The sequence below is a fragment of the Halodurantibacterium flavum genome, from assembly GCF_042681825.1.
Classification (GTDB): Bacteria; Pseudomonadota; Alphaproteobacteria; order Rhodobacterales; family Rhodobacteraceae; genus Halodurantibacterium; species Halodurantibacterium flavum.
In genome coordinates, this window is record NZ_JBHUGH010000012.1 from 105,224 (window position 1) to 125,855 (window position 20,632).

Genomic DNA, 20,632 nt, shown 5'->3' on the forward strand with positions numbered 1-20,632 from the left:
CCGGCACGCTAGAGCGGCTTTGTTTACAAAAGGTTAGGATCGGGAAGCGGCGCCCCGATTGCACGGCGCATAGCGCGTTTCAGCCCGCGCCTTGCGAATGCACACGCCGGGCAACGGCGTGTGCGTCTGGTTCCGAGCCTCCTGTCAGCCCTGCGTCAGGAGATCCGCGTTCAGCACCTGAAGCCGCAACCGAGAGGGGCGCTCCGCGTTCACGAATACCGTATTTACCGCTACGCGCCGCCGGCGTGACTGCCCCTCGGGCTCTCCGGTATTAGGATTGACGTCATATTTCGGGAAGTTCGAGGATGAAATATCCAGCCTTACCCGATGCCCCTTCTTGAACAGGTTCGCGGTGGCAAAGGGCCGGATGGTGATGCGGAACACCTCGCCGTTCCCGATCGGTTCGGGCCGGTCGAAGCCGTTGCGATAGCGGCAGCGGAAAATCCCGTCGGTGATGTTGAGCGCATAGCCCCGCGGATAGTCGTCGCAAGGCGGATAGACATCCACAAGCTTGGCGGTGAAATCCGTGTCGGGCGCGTCGGAGGTCACCCAAAGCTCCACCTCCACTGGCCCTGCGACGAGCGTATCCTCGGCCAGGGGATCGGTTTCGAAGGACAGCACATCGCGGCGCGCGGACAGCGGCATGCCGGGCCGCGTGCAGCCATAGAAGGCCGCGTCCTCCACCTGGTTGAACCCGCCGCCGGTAAACACCGGTTCCCCTGAGGTCAGCGACCCGCCGATGGTCGGCACCGGGTTTGCAGGATCGAAATCATAGCTGATCGCCCCCTCCCCCGTCGCAGGCTCTGCCCCCAGCCCCATGTCGGGCCGCAGATACAGGTCCAGCGGTGCGGCTTCCGGCACCGGCCAGTCGCTGCTGGTGATCCACTGCCCGCCGTGGTTCAGATGCCCCGCCGCGGTCCGCCCGCCGCGGCCGGTGCCCATGACGAACAGATGCACCTTCGCGCCCTCATCCGCCTCTGCACCCTTCAGCCAGCGGTCGAACCACTTGATCCGATAGGTCAGCCAGTCCTCGTCCACCTGCCCGTCAAAGGTCGCGGCGGGACCGAAATCCACGTCGCCGAAGACGGTGCGCGACCGGTTGCCATGCGTCCAGGGTCCCATGATGAGCTTGAGCGGCCGATCCGGGTCGCCCTTCAGCCCCTCGTAATTCTCCAGCGTGGTCTGCACATAGGCGTCGTACCAGCTCGACATGAAGGTGGTCGCGACCTTGGGGAAGCTGTCGTAATAGCCCGCCGCATAGATGCCGACCTTCTTCCAGAAGTCGTCGAATGTTCCGCGCTGCCACTGCTCCAGCAGGTAATCCTCATATTCCGGGTTCCAGCGCACCGGCGACCGGCCCTTGCCCCAGGGCATCACCCGGAACCAGTCCATCAGGCTTTCCGCCGCCACCGCAGGCTTCACCCGCGGGTCGGTCAGGGCCGCGCCCCCCTCCATCGCCCGGTGATAGGCCCAGGTCGCCTGCTTCAGCTCGAACGCGCCGCCCTGCCGGATGCCGCAGGTAAAGGCGTTGGAAAACCCGCCCGAATCCACCGCCATGCAGACCAGCCCGGGCGGGTTCAGGCACGCCGCCGCCATCTGCGTATGCGCGTCATAGGACAGGCCCATCATGCCCACCTTGCCGTTGCACCAGGGCTGCGCCACGATCCATTCCAGCGTATCGAACCCGTCCTCGCCCTCGGACAGGTACTTGGTGAAATGCCCCTCGGAGGCATAGCGCCCCCGGCAATCCTGCCAGATGACGACATATCCCAGCCGCGCCAGCCTGACCGCCAGTTCGGGCCGGGTCATCGGATCGGGCCGCGCCACCGAAAGCTCGGTCCGGGGGGTGCCGGCCTTGTCATAGGGCGTCCGTTCAAGGATCACCGGCAGCGCCCCGGTCATGCCCGCGGGGCGATAGACGTCGGTCGCCAGATGCACGCCGTCCCGCATCCGCACCATGACGTTGAAATCGACGATCACGTCATCGGGCAGGCCCGGAATACCGGCCACGGATGTGGCCGGCGCAGTGTTCACAAGGGTATCGGTCAATTTTCAGCCCTTACGTCTGTGGCAACGGTGCGTTCGGCAAGGTTCGGGGTAAAGTCGATCCCCTCCTTCGACGCCCAGTAGACCCGCTGGAAGTAGAGCGGCACGATGGCCTGATCCTCCATGGCGATCCGGGTCGCCTCGGCCAGCTTTTCATTGCGCAGGTCGGGGTCGAACTCCTGCACCGCCTCGTTCAGCGCCGCGTCGAACTCGGGGTTGGAGTAGCGCATCCGGTTGAACCCGCCGGTCCCCGCATCCGTATCCCGGGTCTGCAACAGCGCGCGCAGGTTCGCCTCGGAATTCGGCGTCGATGCCCCGAGCGAGAAGACGAAGGCGCCGAACTCGCCATTGGTCGCAGCGCCGGCATAGACGTTATAGGGCTGCGTCACCACACCGTTCACCTGCAACCCGCCGCGGGCCAGCATCTGCCCCATCGCCTGCGCGATGTCGCCGTCCCCCGGAAACCGGTTGTTCGAGGAATAGAGCGTGATCCCGAACCCGTCAGGGAAGCCCGCCTCGGCCAGAAGCTCGCGCGCCCGTGCGGGATCGGCGGGTTCGGGCTGAAGATCCTCGGCGTAACCGCCCAGAACCGAAGGGACGATCTGCGCCGAGGCGACGGCCGCCCCGTTCAGGATGCGGTCGATGATAAGCTGCCGGTCGATCATGTGGGAAATCGCCCGCCGCACATTGGCGTCGCGGAACGGGTTCGGCTCGATCGGCTGGCCCTGCGCATTTACCACGCCCGGCGCCGTATCATCCCGCATCGACAGCGCTAGATAGACCAGACGCCCGGAATCCACGCCATAGACCTTGAGGCCCGGCGTGTTTTCCAGCCGCGCCACGTCCGAGGGCGCCACCGCGTCGATCAGATCGACCGACCCCGACAGCAGCGCCGCCGTGCGCGCCGCATCGTTGCTGATGAAGCGGAATTCGACCGTTCCGTAATCCGGCGCCTCGCCCCAATAGTCGTCGAACCGCTCGACAGTCAGCGATTCCGCCGGGCGCCAGTTGACGAAGCGGTAGGGGCCAGTGCCGATGGCGGCCGTTCCGGCGTTGAAATCCTCGACCGAGGCGCCCTCGGCCGCGGCCTGCGAGACGATGAAGACCCGCCCGATCTGTTCCAGCAAAGCCGGGTTCGGGGAATGGGTCACGATGCGGATCGCGTGATCGTCGATCTTCTCCACCGAGGCGATGGAACTGACCATATCCGTAAAGGGCGCGGGGCTGTTCGGGATGTCCTTGACCCGTTCGAGCGAAAAGACCACGTCATCGGCGGTGAAGTCAGAGCCGTCGTGGAACTTGACGCCCTCGCGCAGCTGGATTTCCCAGGTCAGCTCGTCGATGTTTTCCCATTCGGTCGCGAGGCCGGGGGTCATCTGCAGGTTTTCATCGGTCAGCAGCAGCGGCTCAAAGATATTGTCGGCCGTCATCTGGTTGTTGCCGGTGCGCGAGAAATGCGGATCAATCGCGGAAGGCTCGGTCGAACGTCCGATCACCAGATCGGCGGCAAGGGCCGGCGTCAGGCTGGTGGTTGCCAGAAGCAGCCCGGCAAGGGCGGCGCGGAATTTCGTCATGCTGGTATCTCCCTGTTATTGGTCTGTGTGAATCGCGGCCTTTCGGCCAGGTCGTTCAGGTGGCACGCAGCCTCTTGCCCGCCGCCGACGGGGACAAGCGCCGGGCGCTCCACCCGGCAGCGGTCCATCGCAAAGGGGCAACGCGGATGGAAATGGCACCCCGAGGGCGGGTTGATCGGCGACGGAATCTCCCCCTTTACCGGCTGAAAGCTCCGGTGCCGCCGGTCGATGCGCGGCACCTCCTCCAGCAGCGCGGCGGTATAGGGATGGTTGGGGCTGGCAAAGATCGCCTCGGTCGGCCCGCTTTCCACCACGCGCCCCAGGTACATGATCACCACCCGGTCGGCGATATGATGCACCACGCTCAGGTCATGGCTGATGAACAGGTAGGTCAGGTCCAGATCCTGCCGCAGCTGCATGAACAGGTTGATGACCTGCGCCTGGATGGAAATATCCAGCGCCGCGATGCTCTCATCACAGACCAGGAACTCCGGGTTCACCGCCAGCGCCCGGGCAATCCCGATCCGCTGCCGCTGCCCGCCGGAAAACTGGTGCGGGAACCGGTCGCGCATGGACGGGTCCAACCCTACCTTCTCCAACAGCCCCGCCACCAGCGCCGCCTTGTCCTTGCGCGGGATCAGCCCATGCGCCACCGGCGCCTCGCCAATGATGTCTACCACCCGCTTGCGCGGGTTCAGCGACGACATCGGGTCCTGAAAGATGATCTGCGTTTCCAGCCGCGCCTGCCGCGCCTCCTGCCCGCGCAAGCTGGCCCGGTCCTTTCCGCGAAACCGCACGGTCCCCTCGCTCGGCGGCAGCATCCCGGCGATGATCCGGCCCAGCGTGGACTTCCCGCACCCGGATTCCCCTACCAGCCCCACGACCTCGCCCCGCCGGATGGTCAGGTTCACCCCATCCAGCGCATGCACCACCTTGCGCGTATCCCGCGCCCCCAGCTTCACCGCGATGCGTTCGGCCAAGTCAGGCTCGGTGGTAAAGCGGCGCGAAACGCCAACAGCCTCGGCAAAGACCTCGCTCATGCCCCGCCCTCCATGTTGCGCGGATGAAAACAGCGCCAGCGGTGCACGCCCTCCGACTCCGGCGGCTCCTGCAAACACCGGTCGGTGGCGAAATCGCAGCGGGTGCGGAACGCACAGCCCTCCGGCCGCTGCAACGGCGGCGGCGCGGCCCCTCGGATCTGGCGCAGCGGCTTGCCCCGCTCATTCGCCAGCGGCGCCGAATTCACCAACCCCTGCGTATAGGGATGGCGCGGCCGGTCCAGCACCTCGTCCACCGGCCCCTGTTCGACAATCTTCCCCGCGTACATCACCGCCACCCGGTCGGCCAAGCCCGCCACAACCCCAAGGTCATGGCTGATCCAGATCAGCCCCATCCCCAGTTCCCGGCAGAGCTTCTGCACCTGCGCGAGGATCTGCGCCTGGATGGTCACATCGAGCGCCGTCGTCGGTTCGTCCGCGATGATCAGGTCCGGCCGGTGCAACAGCGCGATGGCGATCGCCACCCGCTGACGCATGCCCCCCGAAAACTCGTGCGGATAGCTCTCGATCCGCCGCGCGGCATCCGGGATGCCCACCATCTCCAGCGCCTCGACCGACCGGCGCAGCGCCTCTGCCCGCCCCACCTTCTCATGGGCCAGAACCGTTTCCACCATATGCGTCCTGATCGACAGCACCGGGTTCAGCGTCATCATCGGGTCCTGAAAGATCATCGCGATCCGGTTGCCGCGCAGCCCGCGCAGCCGCCGTTCCGGCGCACCCAGCAGATCCTCGCCGTTGAACAGGATCTGCCCGCCCACGTTGCGCCCCGGCGGATCGACGAGACCAATGATCGAAAACCCGGTGATCGACTTGCCCGACCCGGATTCGCCCACCAGCCCCACGATCTCGCCCCGGTTCACGGTCAGGCTCACGCCATCCACCGCCTTCACCACGCCCGCGGGGGTGAAGAAATGTGTCTGAAGCTCTCTCAGATCCAGCATCGCATCCCCGCTCATTTCACCAGCCTCGGGTTCAGAACCTCGCGCAGCCGGTCACCCACGATGTTGATGCTGAAGACCAGAAGCAGCAGCAGAAGCCCCGGAAACACGCTGATCCAGTAAAGCCCGGCCAGCAGCACCTGATAGCCGTTGGAAATCAGCAGCCCCAGCGATGGCTGGGTGATCGGCAGGCCGATGCCCAGGAACGAGAGCGTCGCCTCGGCCGCGATAGCGCTTGCCACCTGAATGGTGCCGATGACGATCAGCGGCGGCAGGCAGTTCGGCAGCAGATGCCCGAAGAGGATCCGCCAATGCGACAGGCCCAGACAGCGCGCGGCCTCGACATAATCCCGGTTCACCTCGACCAGCGCCGCCGCCCGCGCCGCCCGCGCGAAATAGGCCCATTGCACGAAGACCAGCGCCAGGATCACCTTCCACACGCCCTGCCCGAAGACCGCCAGGATCATCAGCGCCACAAGGATCGTCGGAAAGCCCAGCATCAGGTCCACGAAGCGCATCAGGAACGCGTCCAGCCGCCCGCCCGCATAGGCCGCGATCAACCCGAGCGATGCCCCGATGGCCAGCGCCAGCCCGCCCGCGATCAATCCCACACCCAGCGAGGTGCGCAGCCCGTAAAGCATCGCCGACAGCATGTCGCGCCCCTGTCCGTCGGTGCCCAGCACATAGATCATGCCGGTATAGCCTTCGGACATCGGTGGCAGCCGACTGTCGAACACGTCGATCTGCATCAGGTCATAGGGGTTCTGCGGCGCGATCCAGGGTGCGAACACCGCCGCCCCGATCAGGATCACGCAAACCACCAGCGCGATCGTCGCCTTGGTGCTGCGCAGGATCCCGTTGACCGAGGTTGCGACGATACCCTCGCCCATGCGGGCCGGAAGCCGGAGCACAGCCATTAGCGTTTCCCCCGGATGCGGGGATCAAGGACGGAATACAGGATGTCCACGATCAGGTTGATGGTGATGAACATCGCAACGATCACAAGGATGTAGGCGACGATGACGGGGCGGTCGAGGATGTTGATGCTGTCGATGATCAGCTTGCCGATCCCCGGCCAGGCAAAGATCGTCTCGGTCACCACCGCGAATGCGATCAGCGACCCGAACTCGATCCCCAGCACGGTGATGATGGGGATCATGATGTTCTTCATCACATGGACCGAGACGATCCGCCGCCCCGAAAGCCCGCGCGCCCGCGCGAACTTGATGAAATCGAGCGGCATCGTCTCCTGCACGCCCGTCCGCGTCAGCCGGATCACCAGCGCGATCTTGGCCAGCGCAAGGTTCAGCGCCGGCAGGATCAGGTGCCGGATACCGTCCGCCGTTGCAAGGCTGGTCTCGATGCCCAGGATCGTCCCCGTCCGCCCCCGCCCCGTGGAGGGCAACCACCCGAGGATCACCGCAAAGATCATGATCAGCATCATCCCCTGCCAGAAGTTCGGCAGCGAAAACCCGAGGATCGAGCCGGTCATCACGGTTTCCTCTGTCCGCGTCCCCGGCCGCAGCCCCGCCAGCAGGCCCAGCGGTATCCCGATCACCAGCGCCAGCAACAGCGCGCAGAACGCCAGCTCCAGCGTCGCCGGCAGCCGCTGCAGGATCACCTGCACCGCCGGCTGGTTATAGACGAACGAGGTCCCCAGATCCCCCTGCAGCGCGCGCATCAGAAAGCCGAAATACTGAACCGGCAGCGGCTGATCGAGGCCCAGCGTCCGCGTCACCTGCGCCCGTTCCGCCGGCGTGGCATCGGCCGGCAGCAGGATTTCCAGCGGGTCGCCGATCGCATAGACGCCGACAAAGACGATGACCGACGTGATCAGCAGGACCATGATGGCCTGCAAGAGGCGACGGATCACGAAGGCCGTCATGAGCTACTGCCCCGGATCGGGCCTGGCTGGGTCGACAAAGCAGCTTCCTTCCTGTTCAGGTGTTCTTTTTTGAGGAAGGCTTACAAAGCTGTCCCGTTGCCGCAACTTTATGATCTTTTCACGCCAGTCTATGCAAGTTACGCATAGACAAGAACTCCGCAGCGCATAGTCAGCATAGACCGTAGAGGCACATGAAACTCAAGGACCTTGAAGCCTATCGCGCCGTTCTCGGCACCGGATCGACGCAGGCGGCGGCAGACATGCTCGGTATCTCTCAGTCCGCCGTAAGCCGCCGGATTTCCCAGCTGGAAGAAGACCTTGGCCTGCAACTCTTTGTGCGGGACCGCGCGCGGCTTGTCCCGACCCGCGCCAGCCGCCATCTAGACCGGCACGCACAGGACCTGCTTGAACGGCTGTTCTTTCTCAACGAGGCCGCGGATGAACTGCGGCAGGGGCGCGGGCCTGCGACTGTGCTGCGAATCGCGGTGCCGGCCAGCATGTCGCGGGTCATCCTGCCAGAGATCATCGCCTCTTTCCTGCCGCTGCATCCCGAGGTCCGGTTCGAGGTGATGCACGGACCCTATGATGCCATCACCCGGATGCTGCACGCGCGTCAGGCCGAGATCGGCCTCTTGCGCCTTCCGCTGGCGGAACCGGGGCTGGAGCTTTCGCCGATCGTCACCGCGTCATCCGTCTGTGTCATGCCCGTGGGGCACCCGCTTGCCGAATTGCCGGAAGTCCGGCCCTATGATCTGCGGCAGCACGATCTTGTGTTGCTGGGCTGGCGGCGCGCGCCCCGCCGCGACCTGGATCTGGCCTTCGCGATGGCGGGCATCAAGCCGAATGTGCGGATCGAGACGCATTCGGTCAGTTCCGCCTGCGGCCTTGTCGCCAAGGGGCTCGGTGTTTCGATCGTCAATTCCCTGCTTGTGCGGGAATGCCTCGATCTGCCGATCGTCCTTCGGCCATTCCGGCCCGATATTCCGCACCGTTTCGTCCTTGCCTATTCCAACCAGCCCGAACTGCCCGAACCGGGGCGCCAGTTCGCGACATTCGCCGCGGCGGCGCTGGAACGGCTCGCTGCCTCGTCCGGGGAGGCTGACGCGCCGCCCTCGAATTAAGGCCACGTTCAGATTTTGCCCCTAAACCTTGAACCGGGTGTGAACGTGGGGTGGTGCTATGGCGCTTGCGAATGCAAAGCCGGTCATCATCAAGCGGAAGAAGGTTGTTGCGGCAGGTCACCACGGCGGGGCGTGGAAGGTGGCCTATGCGGATTTCGTGACCGCCATGATGGCCTTCTTCCTGCTGATGTGGCTGATCAACGTGACGACGGAACAACAGCGCAAGGGGCTCGCGGATTACTTCAATCCCACGGTCCCTATTTCCCGCACCGCCGCAGGCGGGACCGGCGTGATGGGCGGAACCGATCCGCGGACCGAGGACAGCGCCGCCAGCGCGGGCCGGGGTGCCAGCAGCATATCGCCCAGCGACGAACGTCAGGCCGTCGGTCAGACCGGCACCGACCCGCAGCAGATGGAAGAGCTTTCGCAGGAACAGCTCGAATCCATCGAAGAGGCGCTACTGGCCCGCACCGGCGAAAGCGCGATGCGCGAACAGCTTTTGCGCCATATCGTGACACGCATCACGGATGAAGGGCTCATCGTCGAGATCTTCGATCTGGAGGACGCGCCGCTTTTTCAGGGCGAAACCGCGGAACCACGGACGATCACAATCGCGCTGGCAGAGATCATCGCAGACACTTTCGCGCTGGTGCGGAACGGGGTCGCGATCAACGGCCACACACGGGTCTATCCGATCATGATACGGGAAAATCCGGTCTGGCATCTTTCCAGCCAGCGGGCAGAGACGATGCGGGTTCTGCTGACGGATCATGACCTTGAGGATCGCCGGATCAGGCGTGTCGCGGGCCATGCCGACCGGCAGCCCGCAATGCGCAATCCGATGTCGGCGCGCAACAACCGGCTGGAGGTCATTCTTTTGCGCCGCTCGCCGGCATTAGGACGATCTTAAACCGTGGGCTGCAAGCTGCGTGAGAATCTTCTGATCCAGAAAGGCGCAGCATGACGATTTCATCATCCCTCAACGCCGGGGTCGCGGGGCTGGCTGCGAACGCAGCACGGCTCGCCGCGATCTCGGACAACATTGCGAACTCGGCCACCTACGGCTACCGCCGCGCGACAACGGACTTCCATGCGATGGTCATCAACGGCGGCAATACCGGCAGCTATACGGCCGGCGGCGTGCGGGTCACCTCGGCACGGCTGGTGGATCAGGGCGGCGCACTCGTTTCCAGTACCAACGCGATGGATCTTGCCGTGACCGGCCGCGGCATGCTGCCGGTGACGACATATGCCTCGCTCGTCAATGGCGGCCAGGCGCCGTTCATGCTGACGCCGACATCTTCGTTCCGGCCTGACGCCCAGGGAATTCTGCGGACCGATAGCGGGCTTGTCCTTCTGGGGTGGCCGCTTGCCGCCGATGGCAGCCTGCCGAACTATCCGCGGGACAGCGTCGCCGGGCTGCAGCCCGTCCGCATCAACTTCAATGAATATACCGGGGAACCCACGACACGCGTCGAAGTCGGGGTGAACCTGCCCGCCACAAGCACCATGGCCGGGGCTGCGGGTGAAATCGAATCGGTCAGCATCGAGTATTTCGGCAATCTCGGAAATTCGGAATCGCTCAGCATCACGTACGAGCCCGTCGTCCCGGCTGCCGGCAGTTCCAACGAATGGACAATGACGATCCGAGACTCTGCCTCCGGCGGAGCGGTGATCGGTGAGTTCACGCTTGTCTTCGACGACTCGCGCGGGGGCGGCGGGCGGCTGGCCTCGGTCACGCCGATCTCCGGCGGGACCTATGACCCCGTCGCGGGTGAGGTAGAGATCACGGTCGGTGGCGGCCCGCTCAGCATGGCAATCGGCCGCCTGGGCGAGCCTGGCGGGATGTCGCAGCTCGGCGACAGCTTTACACCGATCGTCATCGACAAGAACGGCTATCCCGTCGGAAGCCTGACCAATGTCGAGGTCAATGACAGCGGTGTCGTCTATGCCATCTACAGCAACGGCGCGACGCGTCCCGTTTACCAGATCCCGGTGGTTGACGTTCCCAACATGAACGGCCTCCGCTCCATGGACAACCAAGCCTATCAGGTCACGAACGCGAGCGGCGCCTTCTATCTGTGGAATCCGGGGGACGGTCCGACAGGGGCCATCCGCGGTTATTCCCGCCAGGAATCCGCAACCGACGTGGCGGGTGAACTGACGCAGCTTATCCAGACGCAGCGGGCCTATTCCTCGAACGCCAAGGTGATCCAGACGGTGGACGAGATGTTGCAGGAAACCACGAACATCAAACGCTGACGGCTGATCTCAGCCCCCGATCCGGGAAAACGACATGAGTCTTTCAACATCCCTGTCCAGCGCCCTGTCGGGGCTGAACTCCGCCGCGCGAAGCGCCGAGGTGGTGTCCAACAACATCGCGAATGCGTTGAACGAAAGCTACGCGCGGCGCGAACTTGTCCTGTCCTCGAACGCCTATTCGGGGGTGCGGATCTCGGGCGTCAAGCGCATCCTCGACCAGGCCGTGCTCAACGACCGCCGCATGTCGATGGCAGAGGCCGGAAATGCCTCGACCTCGCTTGCCTTCCTGCGCCGCGTGGAAACCACGATAGGAACCCCCGATCAGGCCTCCTCGCTTTCCGGTCGCATCGCGGCGCTGGAGGCCACCATCCTCGACGCGGCGAGCCGGCCGGAATCCGAGGCACATCTTTCCAAGGTACTGACCGCTGCTCAATCCGTTGCGCAGACCTTCAATACCGCCTCGAACGACATCCAGGCTGCGCGGAGTGACGCGGACCGCACGATCGCGATCGAGGTCTCCACACTCAACACCGCGCTCGACCTCGTCGCGGATCTGAACCGCCAGATCATGACGGTCGGTGCGAGCGGGCGTGATATCAGCCCCCTCCTCGACCAACGCCAGCAGCTTGTGGACCAGATCGCGACCATCGTCCCGATCCGAGAGGTGCCCCGCGACAACAACCAGATTGCGATCTTCACCGCGGGGGGCGCCATTCTTCTTGATGGCGCGCCGAGCCACGTGGAATTTTCCCCCGCCGGGCTGATCACCGCCGACATGACGGTGGCCTCCGGTGCGCTTTCAACGCTGAGCATCAACGGGCAGCCGGCAGACCGGATGCTGGCCGGCGGCAGTCTTTCGGCACATTTTCAGGTGCGGGATGTGCTTGCGGTCGAGGCGCAGGCACAGCTGGACGCGCTCGCGCGGAACCTCATCGAGCGGATGGCCGATCCTTCGGCGGACCCGACGCTTGCCGCCGGCGCCCCAGGTCTTTTCACCGATCTGGGTGCAATGCCCGACCCGTTGGATGAGGCAGGCCTCGCCGGCCGTCTGCGTGTCAATACTGCGGCTGACCCGGCAAGCGGCGGCGATTTGTGGCGGCTTCGGGCCGGTCTCGGGGCAACAGCACCCGGAGAGGCGGGGGATGCACGCAGACTCAACGCGTTGGCCGAGGCGCTCTCTCAGCCGGGGACAACCGCTTCCGGTAATTTCGGCGCGACGTCCAAGTCATTCGGCGGCCTCGCAGGTGAGATGATCTCGATGCTGGGTACGCAGCGCCAAGGGCTGGAAACGCGGGCGAGCTTCGCGACGGCGCGCGTCGAAACACTCCGCCTTGCGGAATTGCAAGGTGGCGTCGACACCGATCAGGAACTGCAGCGCCTCCTCCTGATCGAGCAGGCCTATTCCGCCAACGCCCGGGTCATTCAGGCGGTGGACGACATGATCAACACGATATTGAGGTTGTAAGATGGTTTCCCTCCCCACTGGCGACCTGGCGCGGCACATCACGTTGCGCAATCAGATGATGCAGACCAAGACCGCGCTCCTGCGCCACGCGAATGAAATGGCGAGCCAACGCACGAGCGATGTCGGCAACCGGTTGCGGGGCGATTATAACGCTCTGGCAGCGATTGAGCGCGACATCGCCAAGCTGGCCTCCTATCGGACCTCCGCCACCGAGGCCGACCTCATGGCGCGGGGCGCACAGACCACCCTCGATCTGGTCCAGACGGCCTCCACGGATGTTGCGGCGCTCATGCTGTCGCTGGGCAGCCTGGGCAATCAGACCGGCGTCGCAGCAGTCATTCTTGAGGCGCATGACAGGTTCCACTCGGTCGTTTCCGCGCTGAATATGCAAGTCGGGGGGCGGACGCTTTTCGGCGGCACGGCGACTGACTCTCCCGCGATCTTGCCTGCGGCGGATATCCTTGAGGCCCTTCGGGACGAACTCGTGGGCGCGACCTCGGCGCAGGAATATGAACAGGCGGTGCGCGGATGGCTTGAAGCCGGAAATGCCTATATCGGGTCGGATGAGTCGCTTGCCCCCTTTGCCCTGTCCGAAACCGAAACTGCGACGCTTCAGGTGCGCGCGGATAATCCGGCCATCACCGAATTTCTTGTGGGAATGGCGCTCGGCGCGCTGATCGGTGAGGGGGCATTGCCCGACTCGCCAAGTCAGCAGACCGCACTCAGCCTGCGTGCCGGCGAAATCCTGATGGGGCTGCAGGGTCCCTTGTCCTCCCTCCGGTCCGAGGTGGGGCTGGTCGAGGCAAGAATCGAGGGCGCAATAACCAAGATCGGCGCCCAGACAGCCGTTTTGGGCGAGGCGCGACAGGCGTTGATCGGCGTCGATCCTTTCGATGCGGCAACCGAGCTCGACGCCGTCCAGACCCAACTGGAAACACTTTATGCCATCACGGCCCGCATGTCCGGCCTTTCCCTGGTGAACTTCCTCCGATGATCAGAATACTCCTCGTCCTGCTTCTGCTGCCGGGCCTGGCCCAGGCCAGCCCGATCCGCATCAAGGATCTTGTGGAATTCGACGGCGTCCGCGGAAATGATCTCGTCGGCTACGGGTTGGTCGTCGGTCTTAATGGCACGGGCGACAGCCTGCGCAACGCGCCCTATACCGAAGACATCATGTCGAACATTCTCGAACGGCTCGGGGTGAATGTCACGGGGGAACAGCTCCGCCCCCGGAACGTCGCGGCGGTCTTTGTCACCGCGACGCTTCCGCCCTTTGCCCGCGCCGGCGGGCAGATAGATGTCGCCGTTTCCGCCATCGGCGATGCAAAGAGCCTGCTTGGCGGCACGCTCGTGATGACACCCCTGACGGGGGCGGATGGCCAGATCTATGCGGTGGCCCAAGGGTCGCTTTTGGCCGGCGGCGTCTCGGCGCAAGGTGAGGCTGCTTCGGTTGTTCGCGGGGTTCCGACCACCGCCGTCATCCCCGCAGGTGCCCGGGTGGAACGGGAGCTCGATTTCGATTTCAGCAGCCTGCGGCAGATCCGGCTTGCGCTTCGCGAGCCGGACTTCACAACCGCGAGCAGGATAGAAGAGGCGATCAACGGAAACTTCGGCAGGTCGGTGGCCGCGATGCTGGATGCGGGAACCGTGCTGCTGGACATCCCGTCCACGCGCCAGGCCTCGCCCGCCCATGCGCTGGTGCGGGTCGAGAACATCGCCGTGGAACCACAACAGCGGGCCCGAGTGGTTGTCGATCAGCGGTCAGGGACAATCGTCATGGGTGCGGATGTACGTATTTCCCGGGTTGCCGTAGCTCAGGGTAATCTGACGCTCCGCATCGAGGAACAACCCGTTGTCGTGCAGCCGAACCCCTTCGCACGCGGGGAAACGGTTATCGTTCCGCGCACGCGCGCCGAGATCGAAGATGGTCCCGCCACTGGACTGGCCGAAATCTCTGCCGGGACGAATCTTTCCGAAGTTGTGGCGGGGCTCAATGCCTTGGGGGTCGCCCCGCGCGACATGATCGATATCCTGAAAAGCATCAGCGCGGCGGGCGCGCTGCATGCCGAGTTTGTCGTGAACTGAGTAACCTCAGGATGTGAGCGCGCGCGCTGTCTTGTTCAGCGTCGCCTCCATCCTTTGAACGATCTGATGAACGTGCTCTTCCGTAACGATCAGGGGCGGACATAGCGCAAGCGTGTCCCCGATGGCGCGGAAAATGAGCCCCTCTTCCTGGCCGGCCTCGGCCGCGAGGGCGCCGATTTTGCCGACAGGGTCGAACGGCTTTTTCGTGGCCTTGTCGGACACCAGCTCAAGCCCTGCGATAAGGCCGGCGCCCCGCACCTCGCCCACCAGTGGATGATCTGCCAGGGGGGCGAGCCCGACCTGAAGAAGATCGCCCATCTGACGCGCATTCTCGACAAGATGGCGTTCTTCGATGATCGCGAGATTCTCGAGCGCCACCGCAGTCGCGACGGGATGACCCGAGGCCGTAAAGCCATGCCCGAAGGTCCCGATCTTGTTCGTATTGTCCGCGACAGCCTGATAGATCTCGTCGGTGAAAACCACTGCCGCAAGCGGCATGTAGGACGAGCTGATCTGCTTCGAAAGCACCATGATGTCCGGGGTAAACCCATAATGAACCGCGCCGAAGGAAGAACCCAGCCGGCCGAAACCGCAGATCACCTCATCCGCGACAAGCAGGATGTCGTACTTGCGGCATAGGGCCTCGATGCCAGGCCAGTAGCCTGCCGGCGGCGGCATGACACCACCGGCAGCCATCAGGGGTTCACCGATGAAGGCTGCGATCGTCTCCGGCCCCTCCTCCAGGATCACCTGCTCGGTCTCGGCGATCAACCGCGCGCAGAATTCGGATTCACTCTCCCCGTCATGCGCAAAGCGGTAATGGTGCGGACAAGTCAGATGCCTGACAGGAATGGCGGGTAAGTCGAAGTCCCGGTGGTTGTTCGGAAGACCGGTAAGACTGGCCGAGGCCACGGTCACTCCGTGATAGCCTTTGGTCCGGGCAAGGAATTTCTTCTTTTGCGGCCGGCCCAAAGCGTTGTTCATGAACCACACCAGTTTCACGACGGTGTCGTTCGCCTCCGATCCGGAGGAAGTGAAGAAAACGCGATCAAGGCCCTCTGGCGTCATCTCGACGAGCTTCTCTGCCAGCCGGATCGAGGGCTCATGCGACTTGTGGGCGAAGGTGTGATAAAACGGCAGCTTCTGCATCTGCCGGACTGCAGCCTCGACTAGCCTCGGCTCATTAAAACCGACTGCCACGGACCAGAGCCCCGCCAACCCCTCGATATATTCCTTACCCGCCTCGTCATAGACATGGACGCCCTCGCCGCGATCAATGATCAGCGGGCCTTTCTGTTCATGGGCGCGCGCGTTGGTGTAGGGGTGCAGCACCGCAGCAACATCGGCCGCCACGAGCGAGTTCGAAAGCCTGTTCATTTACCTCTCCGTCACATGATCCGCTGTGCAGTCTGCGCCATTCGCTGCAGACCCGCCAGAGAGAAGCAGCGTCAGTTCAGGAGTAGCTTCGCACCAAAGCCGCGGAAACGAGGGTCCAGCCGTCGGCCACGACAAAAAACGCGAGCTTGAACGGCAGGGAAACAATCGCCGGGGGAACCATCATCATGCCCATCGACATGAGGATTGCGGCAACAACAAGGTCAATGATCAGGAACGGCAGGAAGATAAGAAAGCCGATCTCGAAGGCGCGGCTGATCTCTGTCAGCATGAATGAGGGCACCAGGAGGGACAACGGCGCGGAAGGGGTTAGCGCCGCATCCGAATCGGGCCGCAAGGTCTGAAGGGCCTCGAAGGTCGCCGGAGAGATACGCGCGGCCATGAAGCGGCGGAAGGGGTCGACCGCGACGGGGAAAGCCTCTTCATAGGACAGAAGACCCTCGCTGAGCGGGCCTATGCCCGCGCGCCAAGCCTCTTGAAAGACAGGCTCCATCACGAAATAGGTGAGGAACAGCGCCAGGCTGACGATCAGCATGTTGGGCGGCGATTGTTGCAACCCGATTGCCTGCCGGAGGATCGAAAGCACCGTCACGATGAAGGGAAAGCAGGTGACCATGATCGCGATGCCGGGCGCAAGGCTCAGCACCGTCAGGAGCAGGATCAGCTGAATGGTCCGTCCGCCCAGCGTCCCCTGCCCCAGATCGATCGAAATCTCTTGTGCAGCGGCCGGCGTGGCCGCGGCGAGAAGCAGGAGGAAAAGGGCGGCCGTCCTATAGCCCATCTTGGAAATCCGCGACCTCGGTCAGGCGCACGGCCAGACGACCGGCCTGATCATCCGTAAGCTCCTCCAACTCCCCCCGCGCGATCAGCTTGTCACCGATGTAGAGCTCGACCGGATCGTCGACGCGCCGGTCGAGCGGCACCACTGCGTCCCGCTTGAGTTGTAGCAGATCGCGGATCAGCGGGCGGGCGCGCCCGACAGTGATTGTCACTTCGATGGGCACCTGCGAGAACGGGTTCGGCGGCAATGCGACGGCATCATCCATAAAGCTTCCTCTCTTTCGTAAGGGTAAAGAAGTCGGTAACAGCCTGGCCCAGCGCCTCGACGACGGCCGGCATGTCTATCGCGGTTCCGCCACCATCCGGCTTGCAGATACGGAATTGCCCGGGCGCGAGATCCGCCAGCTCCTGCAGGCGAACCGGCAGGGCCGAGCCATCGAGTATCTTCTCGACGGCCGGGCGGTCGGTGGCGCAGAGTTCGAGTGTGAGCGGCCCTTTGGCAACCTCGGCGGCAAGGTCGGAAAGCGCGGCGTTCAGGGTAAGCGGCAGGACCGCGCGCGCAGCTTCCGGCAACAGGGTGCCGGTGATCTCGGCGAAAAGCGGCTCCAGCGCAGCAAGAATATGGTTGAGCGCTTCGTGATATCCGAACGAAAGCTCCTGAAGATGCGAAGAAAGCTCTTCCGTCAGCCGGTCTTGGCGCTGATGATATTCCTCCTCGGCTTCGCGGCGGCCGGCGGCATGCCCCTCGGCGTAACCTTCGGTGCGCGCCGCCTCCACCTCCTGGGCGGAAAAACTCGGCGGATCAGGGGGCGTGTCGGCGAGATCGAAATTCCTCAGTTGAGGTCGCGCATTCATGCCCTGCCCTCCCGCTCTTCCATCCAGCCGCGCAGGATTTCTGCGGTTTCCTGCTGCCGTTCCTCGATCAGGCGGCGCAGGCGGGCGACTGGATCGTCGCTTTCCTCCTCCCGATCCATCCCGATATCGCCCATGACCGGAAACATCGTCGGCAGTTCGCCCATATCCTGAATCTCGCCTGACAATGGCGGAAGGCTCGCAAAGGCCTGCTCCATCTCATCCTCGGGCTCGGGCAGTGCGGGCAGCGCCTGCGGTTTTGCAGACAGAAGGGGCCGCAGAACGAACAGCCCCAGAAGCAGCGCGAGCACCGCCAGAACCGCAAGCTGGATCAGGCCCATGAGGTCGAGCGTGCCGAACAGGCTTGCCTCCGCGAACTCCCCCGGAGGTTGGGCGGGCTCAAACGCCATCGACTTGATGGTAATGACATCCCCCCGCGCATCGTCGAAACCGACTGCCGAGGCGACGAGTTCACGAAGGGCGCTGATCTCCTCTTCTCCCCTCAGTTGCGGAAGGCCATCGGCGCCACGCGGCTCATCCAGAAGGACGGCAACCGAAAGCCGCCGTGTCGCCCCAGGGCCGCGGCTGATTTCACGCTGAAGCTGCGACACCTCATAGTTCACGCGCTCGCGGCTTTCGCTCGACTGGCTTTGCGAGGTCCCGCCGCCATTCGCGGCCTCTCCGTCCGGAAGATTGCTGGCCACCGTGACCTGCGCACGTCCCTGGTCGTTGCTGTTGGAATTCCGCTCTTCGGTTTCGGCGCTGATCGCGACGCGACTCTCGGGGTCGATGCGACGTTCCAGTATCTGTTCGGTTTCCGTGACGGTATCGACGCTCACCTCTACGATAGCGCGGCCCGGCCCGACCCGCGCTTCCAGCAGACGTTCGACGTTCCGGCGCAGTTCCAGCGCGCGCTCATGCCCCTGCTGGGCCGGGGTGCCGGTTTCGTCCGAACTCGCAATCATGCCACCGACAGTGTCGATCACCGAAACATCCTCGGCCGCAAGGCCCGCCACCGCCGAGGCGATCATGTAGCGCAGCGCGCGGGCCTGGGCGGGCGCCAGCCCGCCGTTGACCGTCGTCACGGTGACCGATGCGGTGGGCCTGATCTCTCGCCGGAAGGGTTGGGTGCCGGTATGGGCGATATGAACCCGCGCCGCCCGGATCTGGGGATTCGCGGTGATCGTCCGCGCGAGTTCACCCTCTTTCGCGCGCCAATAGGCCGCATCGAACATCTGCGACGTGGTTCCGAACCCGGAAAGACCGTCAAGAAGTTCATAGCCCGAGGCGCCGTTCGACGGCATCCCCTCGGCCGCAAGTGTCATCCGGATTTCGTCGCGGCGCCGTTCATCGACCCAGATCGAATCGCCCCGCACCTGATGCCGGACACCCCGCTGTTCCAGCGCGCGCACCACCTCACCCGCGGCACTGCTTTCCAGCCCGCCATAAAGCAGCGCCATCGTCGGCGAGAGCGCGAGTCGCGTGATCCCGAACACGGATGCCAGAATTGCGGCGGCAGCCAGAACGGCGATGAGCTTTTTCTGCCCATTCAGGCTGTTCCAGGCTGATTGAAGCTGCGTCAAGGCGATTCTCCTTTCTCGAGGCATTCTGCCCCCGGCGCCTTCAAAATTGCCGATGCGGCTTAACAATCGGTTAGTGACATTCCGCTAGATCGCTTTGAACAAACCTAGAACGGGAGAAAGCGATGGCAGAACCAGATCATCCCGCCGAGCCCGCGCCGAAACGGCGTCGGTTCTGGCCATTGTTGCTTGGCTGTGGTGCGGCGCTTTTCCTCGGCGGAGGAGCTTTCTACGCGACCTATTCGGGCATGATTTCCCTGCCCGGCGCGTCCGCGGCCACGGCGCAGCCGGCACCCTCGGCCTTCGTGCAGATCCCGCCGATCGTCGTCGCCGTCGGATCACCGGTGCGCCGGTCGCATCTGCGATTCGCGGCACAGCTGGAGGTCGATCCCGCCCGTGCGGCGATGGTGACCGAGCAGATGCCGCGCATTCTCGACGTGCTCAACAGCTACCTGCACGCTCTCGAACCCCATCAGCTGGAGGAGGCCGGGGCCCTGGCGCGCCTCCGGGGCCAGATGCTGCGCCGCCTGAAGATGGTTCTGGGCGAAGAACGGGTCAACGACCTCCTCATCACCGAATTCGTCATGAACTGAGAGGGTGACATGCAAATCATCTCTGATCTTCTTCTCGTTTCCGGCTCCATCGCGGCCGCCGGTTATTGTCTGGTCCTCTCACACCGGTTGCGTCGCTTCACGCGGCTCGAGGGGGGGATGGGCGGCGCCATCGCGGTCCTTTCCTCGCAGGTAGAAGAACTTACGCGCGTCCTTCGCCGCGCGGAGGCCGCGTCAAAGGCCTCTGCCGGCGCGCTGGATTCGCAGGTTTCAAAGGCCACTGCCGCCGCAAACCGGCTGGAGCTTCTGCTGGCCGCGATGCATGATCTGCCCGAGGTCGAGACGCGCGCGCCCCGTGCACGCTCGGTCCGCCACCGGACCGGGCGCTATTCGTTCGAGCCTGCCGAATGACACCTAAAAAAGCTGCACGAAAGCCGCTCCGCCGACGCGGTATTCTATGGGTCGTCGTCATCGTTCTTTCAGCTTCGGGCGCGCTGCGCCTCGGGTCGGCCATGACAGGCGCATTGGCGCAGGAAGCGGCGGCCCCTGCCCCACCCCAGCGTGAAGAGCCGCAACCGGCCGCGCTCCTGGCTGCCCTTCAGGAACGCGAGGCCCGGGTGGCCGCCCTGGAGGCCGCGCTCGGCGAACGGATGCAGGCGCTCTCCATCGCGGAAGGGCGCATATCGGAACGGATGGCGGCCCTTGTCGCGGCAGAGGAATCGCTCGCTGCCACGCTCGCACTCGCCGATCAGGCGGCCGAGACCGACGTGCTCCGCCTGATCGCCGTATATGAGACGATGAAGCCAAAAGAGGCGGCCGTCCTTTTCGAGGAAATGGAGCCGGAATTTGCCGCCGGCTTTCTCGCGCGCATGAGGCCCGAATCCGCCGCCGGCATCATGGCCGGGCTTCCGTCCCGCAATGCCTATGCAATCAGCGTGACGCTTGCGGGTCGCAACGCGCTCGCACCGACGGAGTAGCGCGATGGGTAAGCCTGTTAATCCTTTCGCGGAATACTGCCGTGGACATGCGGCAGGAAAGGG

Annotated in this window: 20 protein-coding genes; 9 read left to right on the top strand and 11 right to left on the bottom strand. The window is 64.3% G+C overall.

The genetic code is table 11. From position 1 onward, the window contains the following. Nucleotides 1–144: 144 nt before the first annotated feature. The 6 genes from ACFSGJ_RS15465 to ACFSGJ_RS15490 are packed head-to-tail and all read right to left on the bottom strand — an operon-like array spanning nt 145 to nt 7,501. On the bottom strand, nt 145–2,049 hold the full coding sequence (locus ACFSGJ_RS15465; protein WP_390263740.1) for a CocE/NonD family hydrolase: 1,905 nt from the start codon (nt 2,047–2,049) through the stop codon (nt 145–147). Next, nucleotides 2,046–3,620 carry an ABC transporter substrate-binding protein gene (locus tag ACFSGJ_RS15470; protein ID WP_390263743.1) on the bottom strand — a complete coding sequence of 525 codons (1,575 nt, stop codon included), beginning with the start codon at nt 3,618–3,620 and terminating at the stop codon, nt 2,046–2,048. The genes ACFSGJ_RS15465 and ACFSGJ_RS15470 overlap by 4 nt, the downstream gene beginning before the upstream one ends. Further along, complete coding sequence (locus tag ACFSGJ_RS15475; protein WP_390263745.1) at nt 3,617–4,660, bottom strand: ABC transporter ATP-binding protein; 1,044 nt, start codon at nt 4,658–4,660, stop codon at nt 3,617–3,619. The genes ACFSGJ_RS15470 and ACFSGJ_RS15475 overlap by 4 nt, the downstream gene beginning before the upstream one ends. Further along, a complete protein-coding gene (locus tag ACFSGJ_RS15480) occupies nt 4,657–5,634 on the bottom strand; it encodes an ABC transporter ATP-binding protein (protein WP_390263748.1) in 978 nt (325 codons plus the stop codon). The genes ACFSGJ_RS15475 and ACFSGJ_RS15480 overlap by 4 nt, the downstream gene beginning before the upstream one ends. Continuing rightward, nucleotides 5,631–6,533 carry an ABC transporter permease gene (locus ACFSGJ_RS15485; protein WP_390263751.1) on the bottom strand — a complete coding sequence of 301 codons (903 nt, stop codon included), beginning with the start codon at nt 6,531–6,533 and terminating at the stop codon, nt 5,631–5,633. The genes ACFSGJ_RS15480 and ACFSGJ_RS15485 overlap by 4 nt, the downstream gene beginning before the upstream one ends. Next, nucleotides 6,533–7,501, bottom strand: coding sequence for an ABC transporter permease (locus ACFSGJ_RS15490; RefSeq protein WP_390263753.1), 969 nt, complete (start codon nt 7,499–7,501; stop codon nt 6,533–6,535). Before ACFSGJ_RS15490 ends, ACFSGJ_RS15485 begins: the two co-directional genes overlap by 1 nt. 191 nt (nt 7,502–7,692) lie before the next feature. On the opposite strand from ACFSGJ_RS15490, the gene ACFSGJ_RS15495 reads away from it, so the two are divergent. The 6 genes from ACFSGJ_RS15495 to ACFSGJ_RS15520 are packed head-to-tail and all read left to right on the top strand — an operon-like array spanning nt 7,693 to nt 14,434. Beyond that, nucleotides 7,693–8,622 (top strand): LysR family transcriptional regulator, encoded by a 930-nt coding sequence (locus ACFSGJ_RS15495; protein ID WP_390263755.1) that lies wholly within the window; start codon nt 7,693–7,695, stop codon nt 8,620–8,622. A gap of 58 nt (nt 8,623–8,680) precedes the next feature. Then, a complete protein-coding gene (locus ACFSGJ_RS15500) occupies nt 8,681–9,532 on the top strand; it encodes a flagellar motor protein MotB (RefSeq protein WP_390263757.1) in 852 nt (283 codons plus the stop codon). Between the two features lie 50 nt (nt 9,533–9,582). Continuing rightward, nucleotides 9,583–10,884, top strand: a complete 1,302-nt coding sequence (locus ACFSGJ_RS15505; RefSeq protein WP_390263760.1) for a flagellar hook protein FlgE — start codon at nt 9,583–9,585, stop codon at nt 10,882–10,884. 34 nt (nt 10,885–10,918) lie between these two features. Then, the gene (gene flgK / locus ACFSGJ_RS15510; protein ID WP_390263763.1) at nt 10,919–12,349 is read left to right on the top strand and encodes a flagellar hook-associated protein FlgK; all 1,431 of its coding nucleotides are present in this window, start codon (nt 10,919–10,921) and stop codon (nt 12,347–12,349) included. 1 nt (nt 12,350) lies between these two features. After that, nucleotides 12,351–13,343 carry a flagellin gene (locus tag ACFSGJ_RS15515; protein ID WP_390263765.1) on the top strand — a complete coding sequence of 331 codons (993 nt, stop codon included), beginning with the start codon at nt 12,351–12,353 and terminating at the stop codon, nt 13,341–13,343. Next, entirely contained in the window at nt 13,340–14,434 is a 1,095-nt protein-coding gene (locus ACFSGJ_RS15520) for a flagellar basal body P-ring protein FlgI (protein ID WP_390263768.1), read from the top strand. The genes ACFSGJ_RS15515 and ACFSGJ_RS15520 overlap by 4 nt, the downstream gene beginning before the upstream one ends. Before the next feature lie 6 nt (nt 14,435–14,440). Here the strand turns inward: ACFSGJ_RS15520 and ACFSGJ_RS15525 are convergent, their stop codons facing one another. The 5 genes from ACFSGJ_RS15525 to fliF form a co-directional block, all read right to left on the bottom strand. Next, a complete protein-coding gene (locus ACFSGJ_RS15525; protein WP_390263770.1) occupies nt 14,441–15,811 on the bottom strand; it encodes an aspartate aminotransferase family protein in 1,371 nt (456 codons plus the stop codon). 76 nt (nt 15,812–15,887) lie between these two features. After that, nucleotides 15,888–16,610 (bottom strand): flagellar type III secretion system pore protein FliP, encoded by a 723-nt coding sequence (gene fliP / locus ACFSGJ_RS15530; protein WP_390263772.1) that lies wholly within the window; start codon nt 16,608–16,610, stop codon nt 15,888–15,890. Beyond that, a complete protein-coding gene (locus ACFSGJ_RS15535) occupies nt 16,600–16,875 on the bottom strand; it encodes a FliM/FliN family flagellar motor switch protein (RefSeq protein WP_390263775.1) in 276 nt (91 codons plus the stop codon). Before ACFSGJ_RS15535 ends, fliP begins: the two co-directional genes overlap by 11 nt. Beyond that, nucleotides 16,868–17,464, bottom strand: a complete 597-nt coding sequence (locus ACFSGJ_RS15540) for a FliH/SctL family protein (protein ID WP_390263777.1) — start codon at nt 17,462–17,464, stop codon at nt 16,868–16,870. Before ACFSGJ_RS15540 ends, ACFSGJ_RS15535 begins: the two co-directional genes overlap by 8 nt. Further along, entirely contained in the window at nt 17,461–19,068 is a 1,608-nt protein-coding gene (gene fliF, locus ACFSGJ_RS15545) for a flagellar basal-body MS-ring/collar protein FliF (protein WP_390263779.1), read from the bottom strand. The genes ACFSGJ_RS15540 and fliF overlap by 4 nt, the downstream gene beginning before the upstream one ends. A gap of 98 nt (nt 19,069–19,166) precedes the next feature. Between fliF and ACFSGJ_RS15550 the strand changes: the two genes are divergently transcribed. From ACFSGJ_RS15550 to ACFSGJ_RS15560, 3 genes are read left to right on the top strand one after another with little or no spacing between them, the layout of a single operon-like run. Next, the gene (locus tag ACFSGJ_RS15550; RefSeq protein ID WP_390263782.1) at nt 19,167–19,634 is read left to right on the top strand and encodes a flagellar basal body-associated FliL family protein; all 468 of its coding nucleotides are present in this window, start codon (nt 19,167–19,169) and stop codon (nt 19,632–19,634) included. Nucleotides 19,635–19,643: 9 nt separating this feature from the next. Further along, nucleotides 19,644–20,003, top strand: coding sequence for a hypothetical protein (locus ACFSGJ_RS15555; protein WP_390263785.1), 360 nt, complete (start codon nt 19,644–19,646; stop codon nt 20,001–20,003). After that, entirely contained in the window at nt 20,000–20,569 is a 570-nt protein-coding gene (locus ACFSGJ_RS15560; protein WP_390263787.1) for a MotE family protein, read from the top strand. Before ACFSGJ_RS15555 ends, ACFSGJ_RS15560 begins: the two co-directional genes overlap by 4 nt. The last annotated feature ends 63 nt before the right edge of the window (nt 20,570–20,632 follow it).